The organism is Yoonia sp. 2307UL14-13, assembly GCF_037572755.1.
GTDB lineage: Bacteria > Pseudomonadota > Alphaproteobacteria > Rhodobacterales > Rhodobacteraceae > Yoonia.
Window position 1 is genome coordinate 238,241 of record NZ_JBBIFZ010000003.1, and the last position, 24,369, is coordinate 262,609.

Annotated in this window: 16 protein-coding genes; 5 read left to right on the top strand and 11 right to left on the bottom strand. The window is 58.8% G+C overall.

Annotation, left to right across the window (positions count from 1 at the left end):
* Positions 1 to 7: 7 nt before the first annotated feature.
* Positions 8 to 1,141, top strand: a complete 1,134-nt coding sequence (locus V8J85_RS10715; protein WP_339953728.1) for a Gfo/Idh/MocA family protein — start codon at positions 8 to 10, stop codon at positions 1,139 to 1,141.
* Here V8J85_RS10715 and V8J85_RS10720 read toward each other — a convergent pair.
* The 6 genes from V8J85_RS10720 to V8J85_RS10745 form a co-directional block, all read right to left on the bottom strand.
* Positions 1,138 to 2,127, bottom strand: coding sequence for a LacI family DNA-binding transcriptional regulator (locus V8J85_RS10720; protein ID WP_339953729.1), 990 nt, complete (start codon positions 2,125 to 2,127; stop codon positions 1,138 to 1,140). The genes V8J85_RS10715 and V8J85_RS10720 overlap by 4 nt on opposite strands.
* A 65-nt stretch (positions 2,128 to 2,192) precedes the next feature.
* The gene (locus tag V8J85_RS10725; RefSeq protein WP_339953730.1) at positions 2,193 to 2,972 is read right to left on the bottom strand and encodes an ATP-binding cassette domain-containing protein; all 780 of its coding nucleotides are present in this window, start codon (positions 2,970 to 2,972) and stop codon (positions 2,193 to 2,195) included.
* Between the two features lie 9 nt (positions 2,973 to 2,981).
* Positions 2,982 to 4,067 carry an ABC transporter permease gene (locus tag V8J85_RS10730; protein WP_339953731.1) on the bottom strand — a complete coding sequence of 362 codons (1,086 nt, stop codon included), beginning with the start codon at positions 4,065 to 4,067 and terminating at the stop codon, positions 2,982 to 2,984.
* Between the two features lie 73 nt (positions 4,068 to 4,140).
* Positions 4,141 to 5,085: a sugar ABC transporter substrate-binding protein gene (locus tag V8J85_RS10735; RefSeq protein ID WP_339953732.1), complete on the bottom strand. Its 945-nt coding sequence runs from the start codon at positions 5,083 to 5,085 to the stop codon at positions 4,141 to 4,143.
* Between the two features lie 316 nt (positions 5,086 to 5,401).
* A complete protein-coding gene (locus tag V8J85_RS10740; protein WP_339953733.1) occupies positions 5,402 to 5,914 on the bottom strand; it encodes a DUF3726 domain-containing protein in 513 nt (170 codons plus the stop codon).
* Complete coding sequence (locus V8J85_RS10745; protein WP_339953734.1) at positions 5,911 to 7,560, bottom strand: hypothetical protein; 1,650 nt, start codon at positions 7,558 to 7,560, stop codon at positions 5,911 to 5,913. The genes V8J85_RS10740 and V8J85_RS10745 overlap by 4 nt, the downstream gene beginning before the upstream one ends.
* 137 nt (positions 7,561 to 7,697) lie before the next feature.
* Here V8J85_RS10745 and V8J85_RS10750 point away from each other — a divergent pair, with 137 nt between their 5' ends.
* From V8J85_RS10750 to V8J85_RS10760, 3 genes are all read left to right on the top strand, one after another.
* Positions 7,698 to 9,464, top strand: coding sequence for an autotransporter assembly complex protein TamA (locus V8J85_RS10750; RefSeq protein ID WP_339953735.1), 1,767 nt, complete (start codon positions 7,698 to 7,700; stop codon positions 9,462 to 9,464).
* Positions 9,461 to 14,233: a translocation/assembly module TamB domain-containing protein gene (locus tag V8J85_RS10755; RefSeq protein WP_339953736.1), complete on the top strand. Its 4,773-nt coding sequence runs from the start codon at positions 9,461 to 9,463 to the stop codon at positions 14,231 to 14,233. The genes V8J85_RS10750 and V8J85_RS10755 overlap by 4 nt, the downstream gene beginning before the upstream one ends.
* Positions 14,234 to 14,406: 173 nt before the next feature.
* A complete protein-coding gene (locus V8J85_RS10760; protein ID WP_339953737.1) occupies positions 14,407 to 17,208 on the top strand; it encodes a Hint domain-containing protein in 2,802 nt (933 codons plus the stop codon).
* Between the two features lie 12 nt (positions 17,209 to 17,220).
* Here V8J85_RS10760 and V8J85_RS10765 read toward each other — a convergent pair whose 3' ends face one another.
* The 4 genes from V8J85_RS10765 to V8J85_RS10780 form a co-directional block, all read right to left on the bottom strand.
* Positions 17,221 to 19,044: an ABC transporter ATP-binding protein gene (locus V8J85_RS10765; protein WP_339953738.1), complete on the bottom strand. Its 1,824-nt coding sequence runs from the start codon at positions 19,042 to 19,044 to the stop codon at positions 17,221 to 17,223.
* Between the two features lie 2 nt (positions 19,045 to 19,046).
* Entirely contained in the window at positions 19,047 to 19,973 is a 927-nt protein-coding gene (locus V8J85_RS10770) for an ABC transporter permease subunit (protein ID WP_339953739.1), read from the bottom strand.
* A 12-nt stretch (positions 19,974 to 19,985) separates the two neighbouring features.
* Entirely contained in the window at positions 19,986 to 20,909 is a 924-nt protein-coding gene (gene oppB / locus V8J85_RS10775) for an oligopeptide ABC transporter permease OppB (RefSeq protein WP_339953740.1), read from the bottom strand.
* Between the two features lie 79 nt (positions 20,910 to 20,988).
* Entirely contained in the window at positions 20,989 to 22,626 is a 1,638-nt protein-coding gene (locus V8J85_RS10780; protein WP_339953741.1) for a peptide ABC transporter substrate-binding protein, read from the bottom strand.
* Between the two features lie 259 nt (positions 22,627 to 22,885).
* On the opposite strand from V8J85_RS10780, the gene V8J85_RS10785 reads away from it, so the two are divergent.
* The gene (locus tag V8J85_RS10785; RefSeq protein ID WP_339953742.1) at positions 22,886 to 23,497 is read left to right on the top strand and encodes a hemerythrin domain-containing protein; all 612 of its coding nucleotides are present in this window, start codon (positions 22,886 to 22,888) and stop codon (positions 23,495 to 23,497) included.
* Here V8J85_RS10785 and V8J85_RS10790 read toward each other — a convergent pair.
* Positions 23,494 to 24,357, bottom strand: coding sequence for a DMT family transporter (locus V8J85_RS10790; RefSeq protein WP_339953743.1), 864 nt, complete (start codon positions 24,355 to 24,357; stop codon positions 23,494 to 23,496). The genes V8J85_RS10785 and V8J85_RS10790 overlap by 4 nt on opposite strands.
* Positions 24,358 to 24,369 lie beyond the last annotated feature (12 nt).

Genomic DNA, 24,369 nt, shown 5'->3' on the forward strand with positions numbered 1-24,369 from the left:
ACCCGGCATGAAAAGACTGAACTGGGGCATGATCGGTGGCGGCAAGGGCAGCCAGATCGGGCCAGCCCACCGGATGGGCGCGCAGGCGGACGGGAACTTTGCGCTGGCGGCTGGCGCCTTGGATCACGATGCGGAACGGGGGAAGGCCTATGCGGCTGAGCTGGGCGTCGCGCCCGACCGGGCCTATGGCGACTGGCGGGAAATGCTTGAGAAAGAGCAGGCGCGCGAGAATCGCGTCGATCTGGTGACTGTCGCCACACCCAATTCGACCCATTTCGAGATCACGAAGGCCTTTCTGCAAGCCGGGTTCAACGTCTTGTGCGAAAAGCCGATGACCATGCAGGTTGATGAGGCGGAAGAGATTGTCGCTATTGCCAGCAGCACGGGCAAGATCTGTGCGGTGAACTATTGCTATTCCGCCTACCCGATGGTGCGCGAGATGCGGCAGATGGTGGCGCGGGGGGATATCGGTAAGGTCCGCGTGATCGTCGTGAATTTCAGTCATGGGCACCATGGGGACGCGGCGGATGCTGATAATCCGCGTGTCCGGTGGCGGTATGATCCACAGATCGCTGGCGTGTCGGGCCAATTCGCGGATTGCGGTATCCACGCCATGCATTTGGCGAGTTTTGTCAGCGGCGATCAGGTGCGCGAATTGTCCGCCGATTTCGCGTCAGCCATCCCAAGCCGGGCGTTGGAGGATGACGCGATGGTCAATTTCCGGATGGAGGGTGGCACGGTTGGGCGCTTGTGGACTTCATCCGTGGCTATTGGGCGTCAGCATGGGTTTGATATTCAGGTCTTTGGTGAAACCGGCGGGCTGAAATGGTGGGCAGAGCAGCCGAACCAAGTCTACTACACCCCTGTCGGGGGCCGGACGCAGATCATCGAAAAGGGTGAGGGTGGGCTGTCGGGTGAAGCCGCACGGCTGAGCCGCGTCGCCATCGCCCATCCCGAAGGTTTTCCGATGGCGGTGGCCAACATCTATGTCGACCTTGCCGCCGCGATCCGGGGTGAGCCGCATGGCGCGTTTCCGACGGCAGAGGATGGGCTGCGATCGATGGCGGCGGTCCATCAGGCGGTCGCCTCTGCCCGGCAAGCCGGGGCTTGGGTCGATGCGCGGCCGCCATCACTGCGTTAGAGGGGGCGCAGCGTTCCGCGTTCGATAATCTCGCACCGTAGCAGGTGCGCGTCCGGGCTGGCGTGGCTGTCATCCAGCATGTCGCAGATCATGCTGACCGACAGGCGCACCACATCGTGGATCGGCTGTCGGATCGTCGTTAGATCAATGTTGTTCCAGCGGGCCATTTCCATGTCATTCAACCCGATCAACCCGATATCGTCGGGCACCCGATAGCCTGCCGCCTGTAGCCCGGATAGTGCGCCGATGGACAGCACGTCGTCGCCGCAGAAATACGCCTCGGCCAGATTACCGGCGGCGATAAGGCGGTTCATCTCGTCCCAGCCGGCGTCGAAGGAGTAGCTGGCGGCGAAGGACGTGGAAACCTCGACACCCTGCGCGGCCTCAAGAAACCCGGCCAGACGATCCTCGGTCGAGGTGGCGGTTTCCGGTCCGGCGAGCATCGCGATCCGATTGTAGCCGCGATCGATCAGCGCCTTCGCGGCCATGCGCCCGGCCTCTTTGTTGTCGATCCCCACCACGTTGACCCGTGGTTTTTCGGCATATCGACCAAAGGAATGCACCACCGGTACGCCCGCCGCGTGGAAACTTTCGGCAAAGCTGACCGGCAGGGTCGAGGATGCGACGATAACCCCGTCCACGGAATATTGCCGCAACATGCGGACAGAGTTTTCGGGATCGGTTTCGTCGCTGAGGTTGACCAGCAATGGCCGCAAACCGCGTTCCTGCAGGCTGCGGGTGAATAGGTCGAACACCTCAAGGAAAATCGGGTTGTGAAAGTTGTTGCTGACCAGCCCGATCAGCTTGGTCCGCCCCGTCGTCAGGGACGAGGCCAAGGCGTTCGGGTGATAGCCCAGTTCATTCGCCGCGCGTTCGATCTTGGCCCGGGTCTTGGGGCTGACCGAGGCCCCTTCGGTAAAGCAGCGCGACACAGCCGAGCGCGAAACACCGGCCAATGCGGCAACTTCTTTCAGCGTGACGGCCATTTACGTGTCATGCACCTTTGGTTGGGTTTCGCCCTCACTATCGCGCGGCTGTCGCAAAGAAAACCTTAGGCCTCTTCCACATCATATTCCGGTTGCGTTTTCGCGCCAGTGATGTAGGCGACGACGTCCTGCCCGTCGGTTTCCTCTTTCCGCAAGTTGGCCACAATGCGCCCGCGGCGGAACACGACGATCCGGTCCACAAGATCCATCACCTGCCGCATGTTGTGGCTGATCAGTATCAGCGGTTCGCCCGCCTCTTTCAACGTGCGGATGATGTTTTCGACCTGCGCGGTTTCTTGCACCCCAAGCGCCGCTGTGGGTTCGTCCATGATGGTCAGCTTTGAATGAAAGGTCGCCGTCCGGGCGATCGCGACACATTGCCGTTGCCCGCCCGACATGTTGCGGATCGTATTGCGGATATTGGGGATTTTGACGGCGGTTTTTTCAAGACCGGCGAGTGTATCGGCGCGCATGCCCTTGTAGTCGAGAATACGAAACGGGCCGAGCCAGTTCAGCTTGGTCTTTTCCCGCCCGAGGAACAGGTTGTCGGGTACGTCCAGATCATCGGCAAGGGCGAGTGTTTGAAACACGGTTTCGATCCCGGCCTCACGCGCGTCCAAGGGTCCGGCGAAATGCACCTCTTTCCCGTCAAAAATGATGGTGCCGCTTGTCCGCTGTTCGACCCCTGTGATCTGACGGACAAAGGTCGATTTGCCCGCACCGTTATCCCCCATGATCGCGACATGTTCACCCTTGTGCAGAGTGAAATCCGCGTCGTTCAGTGCATGGACCCCACCGTAATGTTTGGTCAGCCCTCGCGTCTCCAGAATGATATCGTCGTGCATGGTGACCTCCTACGCCCGCGACGCGCCGCGTTGCTGGCGCCATTGGTCCAACACAACCGCGCAGATGATGATCGAGCCCATGGCCATCAGCTGATAGAACGCATCAAGCTTGATGTAGATGAACCCCGATTGGATCACCCCGAACACGCAGGCCCCCAGCACCGTGCCGATGATAGACCCGCGCCCGCCCCGCAGGCTGACGCCGCCGATGACAGCCATCGCGATGGCGAACAATTCATAGAACAGGCCCATGCCGGTTTGGGCAGTCAGGTTTTTCGAACTCAGGATGATCGCGGCAAAGGCGGCCAGCATACCTGCGATCATGTAGACCATGATCTTGTGCCGCCGTACGTTGATGCCGGACATCCGCGCGGCCTCTTCGTTCGATCCGATGGCGTAGGTGTGTTTGCCGTAGACGGTGTATTTCAGGATCAGGTGAAACAGGAGCGCGAGCAGGACGAACCAGACAACCGGCATCATGCCTGATCCGATGAATGCATAGCTTTCGGTGGGGAATGACACGGGTTGGCCGCGTGTCCACCACTGCGCGATACCACGGCAGATCAGGAACATGCCCAGCGTTGCGATAAAAGGCGGGATGCCGGTAAAGGCGATCAACGATCCATTGATAAAGCCGATAAACGCCCCGAACATCAGTCCGACGACAATAGGGACAAGAAGGGGCAGATCGAACGCCCAGTCGCCGAACACCGCCTTGGGATTTAGCTGGCCGTTGACCAATTCCGTCTGCGCGAAGGACATGACGATCATCGCAGCCGCCCCGACCAGCGGCCCGGAACTGAGATCGATCCCGCCCGAGATGATCACCTGCGTCACACCCAGTGAGATGATCCCGATAATCGCCACCTGAAGGATCATGATCTTGATCCGCGCCATGTTCAGGATGGTGCCGTCGCGATTGGTGTTGAAGTCAAAGAGCATGCTTTGACCGTTCATGTAAGGCAGCAACTGCCCCAGCGCTTCGAAGATCAGGATGATGATGATCAGCGCGATGAAGACGTTGAATTCACTGGGCCAGGCGCGCTTGGACTTGTCGTATTTCAGCCCGCCGATACCTGCGGTTTGATCCGCCATGATTGCCCCCTTGGATCGCGTGATCTTTTGTGATTGGCGGGCCAATCCACGTCAGCCCGCCAATGATGTGCGCCTAGTTCCGTTCGAGGAATTCAGCGACGTTGTCAGGCGTCACGAGCTTGAACGGGATATAGACCTTTTGATCCACCTCTTCGCCACGGGCGAGTTTCAGCGCGGTTTCCACCGATCCGGCACCTTGGCCGTTTGCATCCTGAAACACCGTCACGTCCAGATCACCGGCCTGCATCGCAACCAAGGCATCTTGCGTGGCATCGACACCACCGACCTGGACCTCGGCCATGTCGATCCCCGAGGCCTTCATCGCCTGAATCGCACCGATCGCCATTTCGTCGTTATTGGCGATCACGAAATCAAAATCCTCACCCGACGATAGCCAGTTGGTCATCAAATCCTGCGCCTTGTCGCGTGACCATTCTGCCGTTTGCCGGTCGATGATGTTCATGAAGTTGCACATATCCATGCCGATCACGTCATCGACGTCCTTGGTGCGCTGCACGGCGGCCTGGTTGGACAGTTGTCCCATCAGGATATAGCCATTGGCACCGCCTGCCTTGCCCTCGGCGCGCAGATTGCGACAAATCTGAAATGCTTCCAGCGTACCGGATTCAATTTCGTTCGACGCCACAAAGGCCTGCCCTTCAGGCAATTCATTCACGTTGACCGGCTCGCGGTTTACATAGACCAGCGGCACGCCTGCCTCGTTTGCGGCATTGGTCATGGCTTGTGTGGCCGATGTATCGACCGCGTTTACGATGATCGCATCCACGCCCGAGGCGATGAAGTTGTTGATCTGGTCCAACTGCTTGGCCACGTCGTCGGTCGCATCTTCGACCTGCAGGTCGACACCGTCCAGTGTTGCCGCATAGTCGGTCATGCCGTTGCGCATCACTGTCAGAAAGTTGTCATCGAACCGCGCGATCGACGCGCCGATCGTTTCGGCCATCGCGGTTGTGGCCAGCCCGCACGTCAAGGCGGCAGTCATCATTAGCTTTTTCATGGTTCCTCCCAAAGTGCGTGCCCGGGTCACGCGAATTATGGACCGGGGAAACGGACGACACCGCTGCGGCTTTGCCCGTCCTTGTTTTCTCCACATGCAAAGTCTAGGCGTTCCGGATTATTTTGCAACCGGTTGCATAAAAAAATCGATATTGCCATTAAGGGCTTGAAATCAAATAATGAAATTATTTCGTGAGTGCGCTCTTCGGGGTGTCACATATTAGTTCTTTACGAACAGCGACAGTACCACGGGTGGCTTCGGGCCCGATTCCGCAATGGTCATTCCCTTTGGCAAGCAACGACGTTTCGCGCGGTGCCTAGCCATCGCCAGTCGGTCCGGCGCCGGCGCGTGATACCGCGCTGTCGGGCACCAGAATTCTGGCCGCCAAACCAGACAAGGCCAACCAGACATCATCGGGAACATCCACCGGCCCGGTGCGCGCGGCGGTCGTGACGCGCCCGGTTCGATGGACAATGGCACCGTCGATACGGCATGCCATCCCACCTTGGGCCAACATGGCGGCCACCAGGGGACTATGGCTCGCTTTGGCCAGACGCGCCGTGCAGGTGCCGCTGCAAAAGCAATCTTGCACCATCGGCGCGGTCATCGCGGCAGTACCGGACTTGATCACCAGTTGATCGCCACCCATTGCGACATCGATGGGTTCGGATGGTTCGCGCAACGCATCAAGGATCGGGCTCAACGATGTGTCTTGGCTTGCGAGGTACAGTGCCGTCCGTGACAAATCCTCAGCCTGACCAACCGGGATACCAACGCCAAGCGCGGCCTTATAGACAAGCGCCCCGATCTCGTTCAGGGACCGTTTCATTGCGGACCGACCGGCAGCCACCAATCATCGGCCTCGTCCAGTTCGTCAAAAAGCGGCGCACCTTGCGCCAATGCGATCCGTGTCCAGCGATCCGATTTCGGGTCGAATCTGGTCGCGCCGAAAAAGGCCAGCTTGCAACGCAAAAGGTCGATCGGCAGACAATCGGCGCTGATCAAGTTGTCCCGTATTTCGGCGTAGGGATATAGATCAAGCATTTGTATCCTGCGTACCGCGCCCCGGTGATGGGGGAAGTCACTTAGAAATTCTGCGGTCGTGCCGTCATGATTTTTCAGATCAGATGCAGCACGTTTCACCTGCCGCCCGATATCCAGCGGCGTCTCTTGTTCCGCCCCCTTTTCGCTGTGCCGCAGTCCTAACCGCGGCTCCATCTTGGCGGCGGAGACGTACCAGAATTGCGCGCAAGCGCTGGGATCGGTGTAGTCGACCTCTAGGGTCCAGGCCCAATCACGCCCGATCAAATCACACAGTTGCTCGCAAGGCATACCGGGATCGATACAGGGTGTTTGTGTTGTCGTCATCTTGTCGGCAAGATCGTCGATCAGGGTGCCGAAAGGTTCCAGAACCAACGCAACGATCAGCTCTTGGGTGTCGATCGAAAATTGCGTGCTGCTTTGGAGGATGCGATCGATCGGGTATGCGCCGGTCATCAGATCCGGTGTCAGCGTGTCTGCGAAGGCCAGCCATTCCTGCCGCAGCACCGATAGCCTTTCCTCTGCGACCCGATCCGCGACCTGCCATTGCCCAACATGCGCGGCAGCCCGGCCGACAAGGTCATAAAGCCGGGTGATTTGGTCCTCGTCCAGTTCGGCCACGCATCGCACCCGTGCCAGCGCAGTCTCGCGGGCATTCATCCATGCGTTCAAAAGCAGGGGATGATTGACCAGGAACGGTGCCATACCCAACCCGGTTGCATTGCCGATGCCCAGATGACGTTTGAGGTCGCGGCTTAGCGGATTGCCACCCAAATGCTCGACCAGATCATGGGTAAAACCACGGATCAGCCAGACGGTCAGCATCTCGGCCACAAAGGGCCCGTTCAACCCGGACCTGTCGGCAATATGCGCGCGATCGGCGATGCCGAATTTGCCGTTTCCATAGACGGCAGTCGTGCGCATCAGATAGCCCGTTTGCCGGATCAAGGCGGCATCGGGCTGCTGTCCAGCCCGTAACCGTGCCACGACATGATTGAATAGGCGCACCGACTTGTTCGCGCGGCTCAGCACCAGATCACGATGTGTGAACCGCGCCGCTTCTTGCAAGGGGGCGGTCGCGACGATCCGCGCAATCTCATCCGCATCGGGGATGCCGTCGTAAAGGACAAACGACGCATCCCAGGCCGTGGCGATCACCCGGTCGGTGCGCATGTCGTCCTGCAGCGGATTGGCGACGGCGATCAATGCGTAGTCAAAGCCATCCAGGTGCAACGTATAAACTGCGTGGCCGAAACCATCGCGGTCGATCTGCCACGCATGTCTTTTCACGATCGACCCGTCGCGGGACAGGCGCCGCAAAAGCGTGCGCATGAACGACAACCGCGTCGGAAAAGCTGCGCCCATGCGTCGTAGACGCATGACTGTTTCCGGTGGGCGCAGATGGGTCCCGATAGACGAAAGCTGATCTTTCATGGACAGCAGACTAACGTCAGTGTGAACGAGCACCTACACAAAAACGACCACCGTGACATGAGATCGTTGAACCATTTGCATTTCAGGTCGTTATCGTAGGATGTAAGCGTGGGTGCATCAGGCAGAGGGGCCAAGTTTTGTTCAGAAAAGTGCTGTTGGTAACCTGCGCGATGGTCGGAGCCAGCTTTGCCGAGGCGCAAGACGTGCGGCTGGTTTCCGACAGGGCAGTGGAGTCGCTGAATGAGGCATCTTTGTTGCGCCAAATTGACGACGACGCCGTACCACAGGATTATGTCGCTGCGGCCCGTGCCGATTACCGTCGGCTGCTGACGGCGCTTTACGGGCGTGGCTACTATGGCGGGACGGTCTCGATCACGATCAACGGGATCGAGGCGGCAGATATTTCACCTTTGGCGGCACCGTCGGTCATCGAAGATGTCGTGATCACAGTCGACGCCGGGCCGCAGTTTCGCTTTGGTCAAACCCGCATCGCGCCTCTACCACCGGCAACTGCGTCGCCCGAGGATTTCCAAAGCGGTGAAAGGGCGCGGGCCGATCAAATCGAACGTGCCGTATCTGCTGGCCTGAATGCCTGGCGGGATATCGGTCATCCGCGCGTGCGCGTCGCCGATCAGGCGGTGATCGCACGACATCAGGAAAACCGACTGGATGTCGAGGTCGCGCTGGCCCCTGGTCCCCAACTGACGTTCGGCGCGCTGAATGTCAGCGGGAATGAAGACGTTCGCACCGAGCGTATCAGGGCGATCGCCGGTCTGCCGACGGGTGAAGTCTATTCACCTGATGCGCTGGACAAGGCCGAAAGCAGGCTGCGCCGTACAGGGGCGTTCGACAGTGTGGCGTTCACGATTGCGGATCGAAACGGCCCGAATAACACGCTGCCCATCAACGCGCAGATACTGGAAAGCAAACCACGCCGGATCGGCGTCGGTCTGGAACTATCGTCGGTCGACGGCATTACCACATCCGCTTTTTGGTTGCATCGCAACCTGCTTGGCGGGGCGGAGCGTTTGCGTGTGGATGGTGAAGTTTCCGGCATCGGGGGCGAAACCGGCGGTATCGACTATGCGCTGCGCGGCAAATTTAGCCGTCCTGCAACATTCGGTCCGGACACGGATTACTTTCTGCGCGGTGAGATTTCGCGCGAAGATGAGCCTGACTATCTGCTCGACAAGATTGCGGTCGAAACCGGGTTCACCCGGATCGTCACGGATGATCTGACCGTCGAATACGGTGTCGGCCTGCTGCGGGCGAAGGAAGAAAGTGAAGTCGGTGATCGTCAATACACGCTGCTGACGCTGCCCTTGAAAGCGACGCTTGATCGTCGTGATGCACCGAGCAACGCGACAGACGGTTACTATATCGACCTTTCGACAACGCCCTTCGTCAGCACCGACGGTGACCTGACCGGCGCCCGGCTGTTCGCCGACGGGCGCGGATACTATACCATTGCGGATCGCTTTACCTTTGCTGCCCGCACGCAGGTCGGCAGCGTTTTGGGCGCCGGATTGGAAGAAGCACCGGCGGACTTCCTATTCTATTCCGGTGGTGGCGGCACGGTACGGGGGCAGCCCTATCAGTCCTTGGGCATAGATCGGGCGGTCGACGGTCAGATCGTCTCGACCGGCGGTGCGTCGTTCGCTGGCGCGCAGGTCGAACTGCGGACCGAAATCACCGATAGCCTGTCGCTCGTCGGGTTCTACGACATCGGCTATGTTGGTGAAACATCGGTGCCGCTGGAAGATGCGGAATGGCATGCCGGTGCTGGCATCGGCATTCGTTACGAGACCGGGATCGGCCCTATCCGCCTTGATCTCGGCACCGAGGCCAGCGGCGAAACGGCACAAAACCTGCAAGTCTATATCGGGATTGGACAGGCGTTTTGAAACATCTCATCTGCACTATCATCTTCCTTTGCGCCCCGCTCTGGGCCACCGCGCAGAGTCAGGAGGACGAAGACAAGGGTTACATCACCTCCCTGATCGAAGAGAACCTCTCGGGCGTCAGCCGCGAGGTGAATATCCTCGGTTTTCAAGGTGCGCTAAGCTCCGAAGCGACGATCGAGGTGCTCACCATCGCCGATGAAGAGGGCGTTTGGCTATCGCTTGAGAATATCACCCTTAGCTGGACCCGATCGGCCCTGTTGCGCGGTGCAATCGATATTCAGGAAATCAGCGCTGAGAAAATTGTCGTCTCACGCCCGCCGATTTCCGAAGAGACGGGCCCATCGCCCGAAGCGCAGCCATTTTCGCTGCCAGAGCTTCCGGTGAGCATCGATCTGGAACAGCTGGCCATCGGGCGCCTCGAACTGGGCGAGGTATTTTTGGGCGAACCGATCGCGATCAGCCTGCAGGGATCGGCGTCACTGAGCGGCGGCGAAGGTGTGGCGAACGTCGTCGCCGAACGGCTGGGTGACAAGCGCGGGATATTCGAAATCGACGGCAGCTACGCCAACGAAACCGGCGTGCTTGGCCTGCTGTTGAACCTTGAGGAAGGGGAAGACGGGATCGCTGCGCGCATCCTTGATCTGCCCGGACGGCCCGCAATCGGATTGCGGGTCGAGGGCGAGGCGCCCGTCAACGATTACGAAGCGACACTTGCCATCGCAACCGATGGTGAGGACCGCCTGAACGGCACATTTCGCCTGACCGAGGACCCGGCGGGGCGTTTGGTACGTCTCGATGTCGGCGGCGACGTCTCACCCCTGTTCGACCCGGCCTATCGCAGCTTTTTCGGCACGGATTCGCAGTTATTCGTCGATGCACGCCAGACCAATGATGGGCGTATCGAGGTGTCGTCACTCAATCTCGAATCACAACGACTGAACCTTGCCGGGGCTCTGCTGATCGGCGCGCAGGGCTGGCCCGAACGGATCCGTCTTTCCGGTGGTATCGTGCGGGGCAGCCAACCCGTGCTGTTGCCGGTCGCCGGACCTGAAACATACGTTGCCGGTGCCCGTATCGCGATCAATTATGACAATCAGCTGTCCGACGATTGGACCGCTGAAATCACCATTGACGACTTTGACCGCCCCGGCTTGTTCATCGATGAACTGGGCCTGACGGGCGGCGGCATTTTGCGAAACGGCGAAGGGGCCGAGACGGGCCTGATCACCGCCAATCTGAACTATGGTGCCGAAGGTCTGCGCCTTGACGACGCCGGTGCCGCACAAGCGCTGGGCGACGCGGTGACAGGTCGTTTTTCGGCCAGCCGGACCGAGGGTGAGCCGACGGAAATCTCTCAATTAACGCTCAGCGGTGCCGGCATCAATGTAGAGGCTGAGGCAACGGTTCTTGGCGTGGAAGAAGGCCTGGAAACCGACGCGACCGCAAATCTGAGCGTGGCCGGGCTTGGCCGTTTTTCAAGCCTCGTCGGGCGTGACCTTGGTGGTGCCGCCGAGGTCGCGGTCGAGGCCGTGCTGACACCTCTTGATGGGCTGTTCGACGTAACACTGAACGGCACGACCGACGATCTTGCAGTGGGCATCCCCGAGGCCGATGCGGTTCTGGCGGGCGCCGGTACACTGACTGCACAGGCCGTACGCGACACGACGGGCACGCGCCTGGAAAGCCTGCGCGTGACCACATCAGCGGCAGAGGTCACGGCACAGGCCGATCTGACCAGCGATGGTAGTGATGCCAGTTTTACCGCGCGCCTGAACGAAGTGAGCCTCGTTCTGCCCGACCTGAACGGCGCGGCGTTTCTACGGGGTAACGCCCGTCTGGCCGCCGATGGCGTCATCGATTTCTCGGTCGCAGGGACTGGCCCCTCGGCACAGCTGTCAGCGAACGGCACGGTGAACCCAGCCGAAAACGGTCAGACCATCAACGCCGCGGTCACAGCTGATATTGCCGACCTGACAACCTATGCCGCGTTGGCGGATCGCCCGCTCAGCGGTGCGGCGAACCTTGCGATCGACGGTGTGCTGCTTAGCGATGGTCTGCGCTTTGATGTCGACGTGCAGGCCGAAACGCAGGATGTGACGACAGGGATCGCACGTCTTGACCCGTTTCTTGACGGCGCGGGCACATTGTCCGCCGCCATTGCCCGCCCGACGCAAGAGACCTTCCTTTTATCCGATCTGGATGTTTCCACCCCCATTCTGCGGGCAACGGGCAATGTCGGGATTGATGCACAGGGTCCGCTTGAAAGTGATCTGAACCTGCGGATCACCGACGCCAGCGCGATCGATCCGAACCTGAGCGGCCCGGTCACCGCTGCATTCACGGCAACGCCGGAAGGTGATGAAAGCCTGCGTATGCGCCTGCGCGCGAACGGCCCTGATGTGACGATTGCCGCTGATACGGTTCTGAATAAAGCTACCAACGAAATCAGTGGCGATGTTTCGGCTGACCTCGCCGAGCTTGCTGCATATCAGTCATTGGTCGGTCAACCAATCAGCGGGCAGGTCAGTCTGAATGTCAGCGGCGCTGGCACGATACCGCAGGATGGTGAAATTCCGCGCTTTGATTTCGATCTGCAGGCGGAAACACAGGACGTAACAACTGGAATCGCTCGTGTCGATCCGTTCCTCGTGGGCACAGGCACGCTGTCCGGCAATGTGGCCAGCCCATCTGACGGTACATTTACCCTGTCGGACCTTACCATCGCGACACCTTTGCTACGCGCCACGGGTAACGCGGGCTTTGGCCCTGATGGGCCGCTTGAAAGCGATTTGAACCTGCGCATCACAGATGCAAGCGCCATTGACCCAAACCTTAGCGGGCCCGTTTCGGCAGACTTTACGGCAGCCCCGGCGGGCGGTGACGATCTACGGATCAGACTTAACGCGAACGGGATCGGTGCGGTGATTGCTGCCGACACCCTGCTGGATCGCCCCAGCAACGAAATCAGCGGCGATGTCTCGGCGAATATCGCTGATCTCGCCACGTTCCGTCCCATTGTCGGTCAGCCACTCGGGGGGCGGGTCGATCTGACGGCCAGCGGATCGATTCTTCCTGATCTGAGCCGCTTTGACGCCCAGATCAATCTGCAAACCCGGGACCTGCGCATTGGCAATCCGACGGTCGATGTGCTTCTACGCGGTGCCGGTCAAGTGGACATCGCCGCAAATCAGAGCGATGGCACGCTGACGGTCAGTAATTTTGAGGCTACAACGCCGCAATTCTCGGTCACAGGCGCGCTGAACGGAGCTGAAGGTACCGGTGAAGGCTGGTTCGACGCGACACTTCGCGATGTCGGTATCCTGACGGATCAGGTCAGCGGACCCGCCCGCGCCTCGGGCACGGCGCAGCTGGATGCGACGGGCAACTGGCGCATCGATGCCAGCGGCACAGGTCCCGGCGGACTGAACGCACAGGTGAACGGGCAGGTCGGCAGCGGCGGACAGCTTGACTTGGATGTCACCGGCAGCGCGCCTCTTGCATTGGCGAACACGGCTATCGAACCGCGCCGTCTGAGCGGCACGGCCAATTTCGATATGTCGGTTAACGGTCTACCGGGCCTCGACGCCCTTGGCGGCCGGATTACGATCGCCAATGGGCGCCTCGCCGCGCCGACATTGGCACAGGCGCTGACGGATATCGGCGGACAGATCGGTTTCAGCAACGGGCGCGCCCGGCTTGACCTGCGCGCCAATGTCGAAGCTGGTGGTGGGCTGACGATCATAGGCCCGGTCGATCTTGAAGGGCCGAACAACGCCGACATTACGGCCAATGTCCGTGACGTCAGATTGCGCGACCCCGAGCTTTATTCGTCGTCTATCGCAGGCACGGTCAGCGTGACCGGCCCGTTGCAGAACGGTGCGCGGATCGTCGGGCGGCTGGAACTTGGTCGGACCGATATTCGGGTGCCATCGTCCAGCGTCAGTACCCTGGGCGACCTGCCCGAGGTGCGCCATATCGGCGCCGGTTCCGACGTTACACGGACGCTGCAAAGGGCCGGGCTTTCGGCGACGCCGGAAAGCGGCGATGGTGATAGCGCGGGCCCGGCAACACCCGGCTTTCCGCTGGATGTGGTCATCAACGCGCCGTCCCGCATCTTTGTCCGGGGGCGGGGTCTGGATGCAGAACTTGGCGGGCGATTAAGCATCGGTGGCACGACGAACGATGTCGTACCGGTCGGTCGTTTCGAATTGATACGCGGCCGCATCGACATATTGCAGCAGCGGTTCGACCTGACCGAAGGCAGCGCGACCCTTCAGGGCGACTTTGATCCCTATATCCGCCTTGTGGCGACGACCCAGACGGATAACGGAACGACCGTCAACATCATCGTCGAAGGACCAGCGGGTGAACCCGAAGTACGGTTCGAGTCCGTTCCAGAATTGCCGCAGGATGAGGTCCTGTCGCAGCTAATTTTCGGGCGTGATCTGGAAAGCATCAGCCCCTTGCAAGCCGTCCAACTTGCCTCGGCCATCAGCACACTTGCCGGGCAAGGTGGTGGGGCAGTTGATCGTTTGCGGCGTAACATCGGCCTTGATGACTTCGACATCACAACCGACGAAGAGGGTCAGACAGCCGTGCGTGCAGGTCGTTACTTGTCTGAAAACGTCTATACGGACGTGGTCGTGAACAGCGAAGGTGATACGGAAATCAACCTGAACCTCGATGTCACGAATGAGATTACGGCGAAGGGCAGTGTCGATCAGGATGGTGAAACCAGCATCGGGATCTTCTTTGAACGCGATTATTGATTCGGTAATCCAAGGATCAATCTAAGCGTGAGTCTTGGAAAAAACTTCACGTTTTTCTAATTTTTGCCTGTCTAAAAGTAAGGTGACGCCGCGGTAAGGCCAAGATTTCGCCCAGTTTTTTTGGTCTTACGTGTCATTGAAAAAGACGAGCAGTAATTCCAGGACGCCTCCCAATGCCGATCAGATCCTATACGGGGTATCTCAACTCCGAACTCTTGGGCACGGAAAACCCAACGGTTGACGGTACCTTCAACATCAGTGGTGTCGATCAGCTCGATATTCTGATGCAGGATGGTGCCGGCGACCTTGTGGTCGAGGGTGACAGCCGGACCGGCAATAACGCTTCGAACAGCACTGAAGACTCGGAAGACCCACAAGGCGATCAGTTCATCTTTGCGCAAGAGGCCGACGGGACCGTCCTGTTCGACGGCGAAACCTTCTACCTGGAGTCCACCTTCGTTTTCGAAATCGACGGCCAGCGCTTTACCGGCTACTCGTTTGAGGAAGACAGCGGCGGCGGCAGCGTCGATTTCACCATCCTGCCGCCCAATCTGCCCGCCGGAGAGGCGACGATCATCTCGGTCAATTTCAGACCGAACCCCGATTCCGTGCCTTACGCGGCGCTCAGTTCCGGGGACGAAGTGATCGACGACGCACCTTACGCGAATCTGGATTTCAGCGGCGCGGATGACATCATTGCTGGTGACGGCGACGACACGATCACGTCGCGCGGCGGCGCTGATACGATTGATGCGGGCCGCGGCAATGACACCGTTAATTCTGGTGGTGGTGCAGATGTTGTTGATGGCGGCGGTGGTGACGACACCATCAATGCCGGTGGCGGCAACAATACCGTCGATGGTGGAGCCGGCGATGACGACATTACGTCCTTTGGCGGTGCCGACACGATCGATGGCGGTTCGGGTGACGATGAAATTTCGTCCGGCGGCGGAAATGATACGATCACCGGCGGTGCGGGGCAGGACACGATCGACGGTGGGTCGGGCAACGATACGATCAGCGGCGACAGTGGCGTAGCACCCGGCGTTCAGAGCTTTCAGGGGATTGATTACAGCACTATCCCCGATCCAGACGGATCAGGCACGTCGATCGATGACGGGGATGATCTTGGCCAATCCGTTTCGGTAAACAGTGGGACGACCCGGGTCGACATCACTTCTTTCAGTGATGGTGACAACAACCCGACAATGTCGTTCAACAACAGTGAGACGCAGGTTACGACCGGGCTGAATAACGGCCCGGGCGGTACGTCTAACGATACCTTGTTGCTGACAGGTGCCGGGACGGATGGTGATACGTCCACAACCTTGATCGAGTTCACATCCACCGATCCGGCCATCAATGACGAGGTGATCAACGTCAATTTCCGCATCAACGATATCGATGATGCAACCTGGCGCGATGTCGTCACCGTTCGCGCATTCGACGCGGATGGCAATGCGATCACGGTCAACCTGACCGGTGGCGCCAATATGGTGCTTAGCGATACCGATGGCGTGGCTGGCAACGATACGGCGACCGCGATTGATGGCACCGGAAATGCCAGCCCCGGCACGCCCGCCTCGTCCTTGTTGGTCGAGATTCCAGGTCCTGTCGCCCGGATCGAGATCGACTACGGCAACCTCGAAACAGGCGGTCAGCGGATCGACCTGACCGAGATTTTCTTTGAATCGACCCCCATCGTCGTCGATCCCAGCGGGAATAGCGACATTATCGATGGTGGCGCGGGCGATGATACGATCCTTGGTCAGGAAGGTGATGACCAGATCGAAGGTGGCACCGGTGACGATACGATTGACGGCGGCATAGGTGACGATGACATTCAGGCCGGCGATGACGACGATGAAATCAGGATCAGTGCAGGCACCGATACCATCGACGGCGGTGCCGGCAACGATACATTCACCGCCATCGGTGGTGAATCACTCTCGGATGAGACGATCACCGTTACCGTTGACGACAATGGTGACGGCACAATCGCCAAGTCTGGTGATGGCACAACCGATAACGCCACCAGCATCGAAACATTCATCGCGGATGAGGCCGCGGCCGAAGACGACAGCATCAGCCTGACAGAGGCTGGCCTGACTCCGGCTGAGGTCTCTGGTCTCGATGACATGGCGACGGGTATTTTCACGCCCGGCGACGGCAGTGCGCCGGTGTCTTTTGGCGGCCCCGGGCAGCCTTCAATCAGCGTGCTTCTAGCCGGAACCTATGTCAGACCTGACGGATCCGAGGTGCCAGTCAAAGGTGATTATCAGATCACCGGCGGGGATGAGAGCGGGCAGGTCGGCGACATTGCCTTTGAGAACTTTGAAAACATCGATTTCTCGGTCGTTTGCTTTGCCGATGGCACGTTGATCAAGACTGCCCAAGACATGCGCCCGGTTGAAGACCTGAAAGTCGGCGATGTGCTCGACACACTGGACAATGGGCAGCAAACGATCCGTTGGGTTGGTCACCAAACCCTGACAGATACCGACTTCGCCCTGAAACCCAAGTTGCGGCCAATCCGGATAAAGGCCGGTGCGCTTGGGGCCAACACGCCGTCACGCGACCTGATCGTTTCACCCCAGCACCGGATGTTGCTGAAATCGAAAATCGCGATCCGCATGTTCGATACGGCCGAAATTCTGGTGCCTGCAAAACACCTGGTTGGTTTGAAAGGTGTCGAAATCGCCACCGATATCAGCCGGATCAGCTATCATCACGTCATGTGCGACGATCATGAAATTATCGAAGCCGAAGGCGCATTGGCCGAAACGCTTTACACCGGTACCGAAGCGATGAAGGCAATGAATCCCGAAGCCATCGAGGAGATCGAGGCGGTGTTCGGCGAAGTCCCTTACATCAACCGTCCGCTGGCCCGGCTCACACCCAAAGGCAAACGGGTTAGGCATCTGGTGAACCGGCACGTCAAGAACGACAAACCCGTCTATTCAAGGGCCGTATGATCGAGCGGCGGGCTATCCCGCCAACCGCATCCGTTCGGCCTGCATGATCTCTTCCATGCTGTCATGCTCGGCCACCCAATGACCTGGCGATACCTCGGTCACGTTGGGACGATAGCTTGGGTCGCTGTCGCGGCGTGACGGCAGAAAACGCAGACCAGCCCCGGGATCCAGCGGTGAGGGAAGTTCACCCGGCAGCCGCACCCGTTCGCGCGTGCGCTCGACCCGCGGATCGGGGATCGGCACTGCGGAGATCAGTGATTTCGTGTAAGGATGGATCGGGTCCTCATAGATCGCATCACGGTCTGCCAATTCTACGACGCGGCCCAGATACAGTACCATGATCCGGTGCGAGATATCGCGTACAACCGACAAATCGTGCGATATGAAGATCATCGAAAGGCCCATATCCGCCTGCAGCTCTTTGAGCAGCGCGATGATCTGGGCCTGAATCGACACATCCAGCGCGCTGACGGCCTCGTCACAGATCACCAGCTCGGGGCGGTTGATCATCGCCCGCGCGATCCCGACCCGCTGGTTCTGGCCACCAGACAGTTCATGCGGGTAGCGGTTGATCATGCGGCGATCCAAACCTACCCGCTCCATCATTTCTGCCACTTTCGCACGGCGTTCTTTGGACGTCAGCTTGGGCTGAAATGTCAGCAGTGGCTCTGCAATCGAAGCCGAGATCGTCATGCGCGGATCAAGGCTGGCGAGTGGATCCTGAAACACGATCTGCAGGTTCTTGCGATGCGGAACCAGTTCCTTGCGGCTAAGCCCACGCAATTCCTGCCCCATCCACGTCACTGACCCGGCGCTGGGCGGGATCAGTTGCAGTACGGCGCGTGCCAGCGTGGATTTCCCGCAACCGGACTCGCCCACGATACCCAGTGTTTCCTTGCGGGCCAGATCAAAGCTGATCCCATCGACAGCGCGCAGGGGGATGGTTTTTCCGAACAGGCCTTTGTTCACGCGGATGTCAAAGTTCACGGCGATATCCTTGACCTTCAACAGATCCTCGCCCTTCGCGACCTCGACATGCGCCGTTTCGGTCGGTTGGTCGATCCGCGGCATCGCATCCAGCAGCATCCGCGTATAATCGTGTTGCGGATTGTGGAAAATCTCCTCCACACTCCCTTCCTCGACATATTCGCCGTGGCGCATCACCGCGACCCGGTCGCACATGCGGGCAACGACGCCCATGTCATGGGTAATCAGCGCAATCGCCGTCTGCTCTTCTTTTTGCAGCTTTGCCATCAGATCAAGGATTTCCGCCTGCACGGTCACATCCAGTGCGGTCGTCGGCTCATCCGCGATCAGCAGCTTGGGTTGGCACAGCATTGCCATCGCGATCATCACACGCTGGCGCATGCCGCCGGACAGTTGGTGCGGATATTGATTGATCCGATGCTTTGCTTCGGGGATCCGCACCCGTTCCAGCCAATCCAGACACAGGGCCTTGGCTGCCGATCCGCGCATATCTGTGTGTGCGTCCAGAACCTCCATCATCTGTTGGCCAACTGTCAGATGCGGTGTCAGGGCAGTCAGCGGGTCCTGGAAAATCATTGATACATTGGCGCCCCTGATCTTGTTCGCCTTGCTGGCCGGGATATTCAGCATTTCCTGCCCGTTGAATTTTGCGGATCCGGTCGCATGCCCATTCCGGGTCAACAGCCCCATCATCGCCATGAACGTCTGGCTTTTGCCCGACCCGCTTTCGCCCACGATACCCAGGCATTCACCCGTCTTGATCGACAGATTGATGCCTTTCACCGCCTCGACCAAGCCATCGCCGGTTTCGAAATTCACGCGCAGGTTATCGACTTGCAGCAAGCTCATGATCAGCGGTCCTTGGGATCGAGTGCGTCACGCAAACCGTCGCCCACAAAGAAAAAGGCGAAGATGGTGATGACAAAGAAGAAAAGAGGATAGGCAATCTGCCAGTAATAGCCGAACTGCATCGTGCGCGAGCCTTCGTTGATCAGCGCACCGAGCGACGTGTTGGGTTCCTGCACGCCAAGGCCGAGGAAGCTGATGAAGCTCTCGAAGATGATCATGCCCGGCACAAGAAGCGTCGCGTAGACGATCACGATGCCCAGCAGGTTCGGCACGATGTGGCGCAGGATGATCTTCAAAGGATGCACGCCGATCGCATGGGCGACCTCGACGAATTCCTTGTTCTTGATCGTCAGGGTTTGTCCTCGCGCGATCCGGGCCATGTCGAGCCACGAGATCAAGCCAATCCCCAGAAACAGCATGAAGATCGAGCGCCCAAAGATGACGAGCAGCAGGATCAGAACAAACATGAACGGGATCGACATCAGGACATCCACGATCCGCATCATGATCCCATCGATACGACCGCCAAAGTAACCGGCGGTCGCGCCATAAAGGGTGCCGACCGTGACCGCGACAAGGGCGCCCACGACCCCGACCATCAACGAAATCCCGGTGCCCTGCACCGTCCGCGCATAAAGATCGCGCCCGTTACTGTCGGTCCCGAAATAGTGTCCCGTCTCAAACGAAGGCACACCTTTGCTGGCATTGTTACCGATCAGCGAGAAATCGACAAAGTCCCGCTCCCATTGGGCGAAATACTGACCGAACAGCGCGAACGCAGCCACCAAACCCAGCAGAATCAAAGAGACGACAGCGGCCTTGTTTCGAAAGAACCGGGCACGTGCATCAGCCCAAAGCGATCGGCCCTGTACTTCGGCCATGTCCATCGCATCGCCCACACCTTCGACGGCAGCTTTGTTGGGAAACATCGGATAGCCCCCTTAATAGCGGATTTTCGGGTCGAGCCATGCGTAAAGCACGTCGACCACAAGATTGAACGTGATGGTCAGCGCGCCCACCAGGATGGTGATGCCCATAATCACGGCATAGTCCCGGTTGAAGGCAGAGTTTACAAAGAACTGCCCAATGCCACCGGTGGAAAAGAACTGATCAATTATGACGGACCCTGTAATCATCCCAACGAAAGCAGGTCCGAGATAGGATAACACCGGTAGCATCGTCGGCTTCATCGCATGCCGCCAGATGACCGTCCGGTTCGGCAGCCCCTTCGCGCGCGCCGTTCGGACAAAATTGGTGTTTAAGACTTCCAACATCGAAGATCGTGTGATCCGTGCGATGGATGCCATGTAAGATGTAGACAACGCAATGACCGGCATCACCATGTTTTCCCACTGTCCGCCATTCCAGCCGCCACCCGGCAGCCAGCCAAGCCAAAGCGTGAAGGTCAGCACAAGGATCGGCGCCATGACGAAATTCGGCAACACCTGCGCGCCGACCGAGATACCGACGGCCAGATAATCCAACCACGAATTCTGCTTGATCGCCGCAGCGATCCCCAGCGACACGCCAACACTGACGGCGACGACAAATGACCAGAACCCGTAGGTCAGCGTGACCGGAAAGCCTTGCGCGATGATGTCGTTCACGCTGCGGTCCTTATACTGAAAGGACGGGCCGAAATCGAATTGGGTCACGACGCCCCAGACGTAATTGACGATCTGTGCCCAAAACGGCTGATCCAGCCCGTACTTCGCCTCGATATTCCGCAGAACCTCGGGCGGCAGCGGTCGTTCTGAATTGAACGGCCCACCCGGGGCCGCGTACATCAGAATGAACGAAATGACGACCAGCACCAACAATGTCGGGATGGCCACGGCAAGGCGGCGGATCAGGAAATTCAGCATATGTCAGGGGTCCACAAATTCAGAGCTTGTGAAGAAAAGTTGCCGCGCCCCAGCGGGGGCGCGGCCAAACCAAATCGCGTTATTCAGCGATTTTGTACAGGTCTTTGGAATACCAGTTCTGCTGGAAGTTTTCGAAGGGCCAGCCTTCCAGATTTTCAGCGAACATTTTCACAGATGCGTAGTGATAGATCGGAATGATCGGCACTTCCTGACTGACGATCTGCTCTACCTGCTCGTAAAGTGGCTGCGGATTGTCAGATGTCTTGGCTTCGGCCAACAGCGCATCAACTTCTTCGTTGGTGTACTTGGCATCGTTATAGCCGGACTCGGACTGCATAAGGTCAAGAAATGTGGACGCCTCATTGTAGTCGGCACACCAACCGGCACGTGCAACTTCATAGTCCTGATTGCCGCGCGTTTCGAGGAATGTCTGCCATTCCTGGTTGGCCAATTCGGTTTCGACACCCAGCGTCTGCTTCCACATCTGGCTAATGGCGATAGCAACCGACTTGTGCGAATCCGACGTATTATAGATCAGGTTCAGGGTGATCGGATTGTCAGGACCATACCCAGCCTCGGCCATCAACTCCTTCGCCTTTTCGTCACGAGCTGCCTGATCCATCGTGGCGATGGGTGTATCGGGTGTTTCGAACCCGGCTGTCGCCCAGTGCGTGAACGTGTAGGCAGGCTTTTGACCACCGGCCAGCACGTTTTTTACAATGACGTCACGGTTGACTGCCAGCGACAGCGCCTGACGGACCTTGTCATCCAGAAGAGCAGGGTTCGAATTTTCATCTGTCAGGTTGATAGTGTAATAGTACGAACAGGCCATCGGCACTGAAACGGCCTGATCTGGGTATTCTTCGGAAAGCGCCGGGAATTGACCTGCCGGTACATCGGTTCGGTCCAATTCACCAGCCAGATAACGGGTCAGCGCTACGTTTTCATCGGGAATGACCAGCGAAGTCACCGTTTCGATGATTGTGTTGTCATTGTCCCAGTACATTTCGTTGCGCGAACGGACCAGTTTTTCCTGCGGAACGTGCTCGGTCAGCTTGTAGGCGCCGTTTGACACCATGTTACCGGGCTTGGTCCAGTCATCGCCATGCTCTTCGATCGTCGCCTGATGGACAGGGAAAGTGGTAAAATGGGTCAGCATCTGCGGGAAGTAAGGCAGCGGCTGCGTCAGGCGGACCTCAAGGGTCGTGTCATCAATGGCAGTCACACCAAGTTCGGATGGCTCGACATCGCCGGCGATCACTTCAGACGCATTTTCTAGCGACATCAGTTCGATGAACCATGAATATGGCGAGGCAAGTTCGGGCGAGGCCGCACGCTTCCACGCATACTCAAAATCACCGGCGACAACGGGATCGCCGTTCGACCACTTGGCGTTGTCACGGAGGGTGAAGGTATAAACAAGGTTATCGTCGCTGACATCATGGCTCAGCGCTACGCCGGGAACCAGAGCGCCGGTTGCATCTTGGTTATACAGCCCCTCGAACAGGTCCCGCAGAATATCCCCACCCGCGCTGTCTTCGGCCACACCCGGATCGATCGACGGACTTTCGTCGAGATCGCGATAGGTGAATGTCTGGTCAGAGGCGAGCGGTTCGCCCGTTTCGGGATGTGTCGCGTGACCGTCGGCATAGACCGCACCAGTGGTGGCGATCAGAAATGCGGCGGTGGTCGCCATCAGTTTTGTCTTCAATGTCATGAAAAACTCCCTTGTTGTTGTATCGTTGGCCGACACAATCTTGCGTTTGTCGCGCGCTGGTTGCGCGGATGCCGTATTTTTTGAGTTGTTAACAGAAATGGCAAGGGCAATCGGTGCGGAATGTCGGGACATTTCTACGTTGCGGGGGTGAACCCGGAACATGCGCAAGATGTGGATAGTTTTTGGCGGGGCTGCAACATTTTCTGACTGCGCGCGAATTTGCACAGCACCTGTTGATTCGCCGGGTGGTGACAGCCTGATGATTTTCCGCCTATCTGATCGGAACATGGCCAATGACGACATTCCAGATCTGACGCTTGAAACCCGCCAAGGCCTGCCCGACGCGCTGCGCGTTTTGCTGGCCGAGTATCCGCGGATCGGTTGGGAACGCGACCCGGGATTCGACGGTCTGATCCGTTTCTGGCTGGATCGCCATGTCATGTTTCGACGGATTCTGGATACCTTACGGCAAGGGACCGAGGCACTGATAGATAAAGACGATAGCCCTGAAAGGTATCGTATTTTGGTCTCGCGCTATGGCGGTATGTTCGTCAACGGCCTGCACGAACATCATACGATCGAAGACACGCACTACTTTCCCAGGCTCGCCCAACGCGACACGCGGGTCGCACGCGGCTTTGACATCCTCGACCGTGATCATCACGCGATTGACGCTGATCTGAATGCGTTTGTGGCCGGCGCCAATGCAGTCATGATGCAAGCGGAAGATCGCGATGCGCTGCAGAATGCGGCGGGGGCATTTCGCGATCAACTCATCAGCCTCGAACGCAACCTCAACCGGCACCTGCTGGACGAGGAAGACCTGATCGTACCGATCATCCTGAAATATGGCACCAAGGGACTTGGCTAAGTCTGTTTTGACAGTTGCACTGCCAGAATCCCACCTGCGATGATCGCAACGCCAAGGATGTCCAGAAACCCGACCCGCTCACCCAGCAAAGCAGCCGCAATGGCGACGCCCAGAAACGGGTTGAGAAAGTGGAATGTCGATGCCCGCACCGTTCCGATCCGCCGCACCAGCAGGAACCAGACCAGCGTCGCGGCCAATCCCGGCACCAGCGTAGTGTAGATGAAGGCAACGATCAGCTGCCACGTCCACGTCACGACAAAACTCTCCAACGCCAGCGCGGGCACCCATAACACAAGGCTACCCACAAGCATCTGAAGACCAACGATCATCAGCACATTGCCCCCCGATGAGGCACCCAGTACCGCCATGGTCGCCACGGTCAGCGAGATCACCCCGATGACGCACAACGCGAGGCCGTAAAGATCGACGCCGCCTTCGATCCGCGCGCCCATGATCAGCGCCACCCCCGCAAAGCCCGCGACCAAACCAGCAACGCCCAACGGCCGGACCCGTGTCCCGAAAACCAACCACCCGGCCAAAGCGACCAACAGGGGCATGGTCGACGCGATGATGGCGGCCAGCGATGCGGCAACCGTCTGCATCGCCACGAAGTTCAGGCCCAGATACAGTGCGTTCTGGCAAATACCAAAGACCAGCACACCAAGCCACTGCCCCCGGCTTAGCCGCGCGGATTGGCCTAGCGCCGCCGCAATTCCGATGCCTATCAGACCAGAGATCAGAAACCGCAGCGCCAGCGCCGTCAGCGGTGGCGCATAGGTCACGATCACGCTCGCCGACGTAAATGCCGATGACCACATACACGCAAAGGCGAGGCCCATGATGATCGCTTTGATATCCATCTGACCGGGCCT

Bases quoted from the DNA above. Each gene is read 5' to 3' on its own strand.
- V8J85_RS10715 (WP_339953728.1), top strand. From the start codon at position 8: ATGAAAAGACTGAACTGGGGCATGATCGGTGGCGGCAAGGGCAGCCAG.
- V8J85_RS10720 (WP_339953729.1), bottom strand. From the start codon at position 2,127: ATGGCCGTCACGCTGAAAGAAGTTGCCGCATTGGCCGGTGTTTCGCGC.
- V8J85_RS10725 (WP_339953730.1), bottom strand. From the start codon at position 2,972: ATGCACGACGATATCATTCTGGAGACGCGAGGGCTGACCAAACATTAC.
- V8J85_RS10730 (WP_339953731.1), bottom strand. From the start codon at position 4,067: ATGGCGGATCAAACCGCAGGTATCGGCGGGCTGAAATACGACAAGTCC.
- V8J85_RS10735 (WP_339953732.1), bottom strand. From the start codon at position 5,085: ATGAAAAAGCTAATGATGACTGCCGCCTTGACGTGCGGGCTGGCCACA.
- V8J85_RS10740 (WP_339953733.1), bottom strand. From the start codon at position 5,914: ATGAAACGGTCCCTGAACGAGATCGGGGCGCTTGTCTATAAGGCCGCG.
- V8J85_RS10745 (WP_339953734.1), bottom strand. From the start codon at position 7,560: ATGAAAGATCAGCTTTCGTCTATCGGGACCCATCTGCGCCCACCGGAA.
- V8J85_RS10760 (WP_339953737.1), top strand. From the start codon at position 14,407: ATGCCGATCAGATCCTATACGGGGTATCTCAACTCCGAACTCTTGGGC.
- V8J85_RS10765 (WP_339953738.1), bottom strand. From the start codon at position 19,044: ATGAGCTTGCTGCAAGTCGATAACCTGCGCGTGAATTTCGAAACCGGC.
- V8J85_RS10770 (WP_339953739.1), bottom strand. From the start codon at position 19,973: ATGTTTCCCAACAAAGCTGCCGTCGAAGGTGTGGGCGATGCGATGGAC.
- oppB (WP_339953740.1), bottom strand. From the start codon at position 20,909: ATGCTGAATTTCCTGATCCGCCGCCTTGCCGTGGCCATCCCGACATTG.
- V8J85_RS10780 (WP_339953741.1), bottom strand. From the start codon at position 22,626: ATGACATTGAAGACAAAACTGATGGCGACCACCGCCGCATTTCTGATC.
- V8J85_RS10785 (WP_339953742.1), top strand. From the start codon at position 22,886: ATGATTTTCCGCCTATCTGATCGGAACATGGCCAATGACGACATTCCA.
- V8J85_RS10790 (WP_339953743.1), bottom strand. From the start codon at position 24,357: ATGGATATCAAAGCGATCATCATGGGCCTCGCCTTTGCGTGTATGTGG.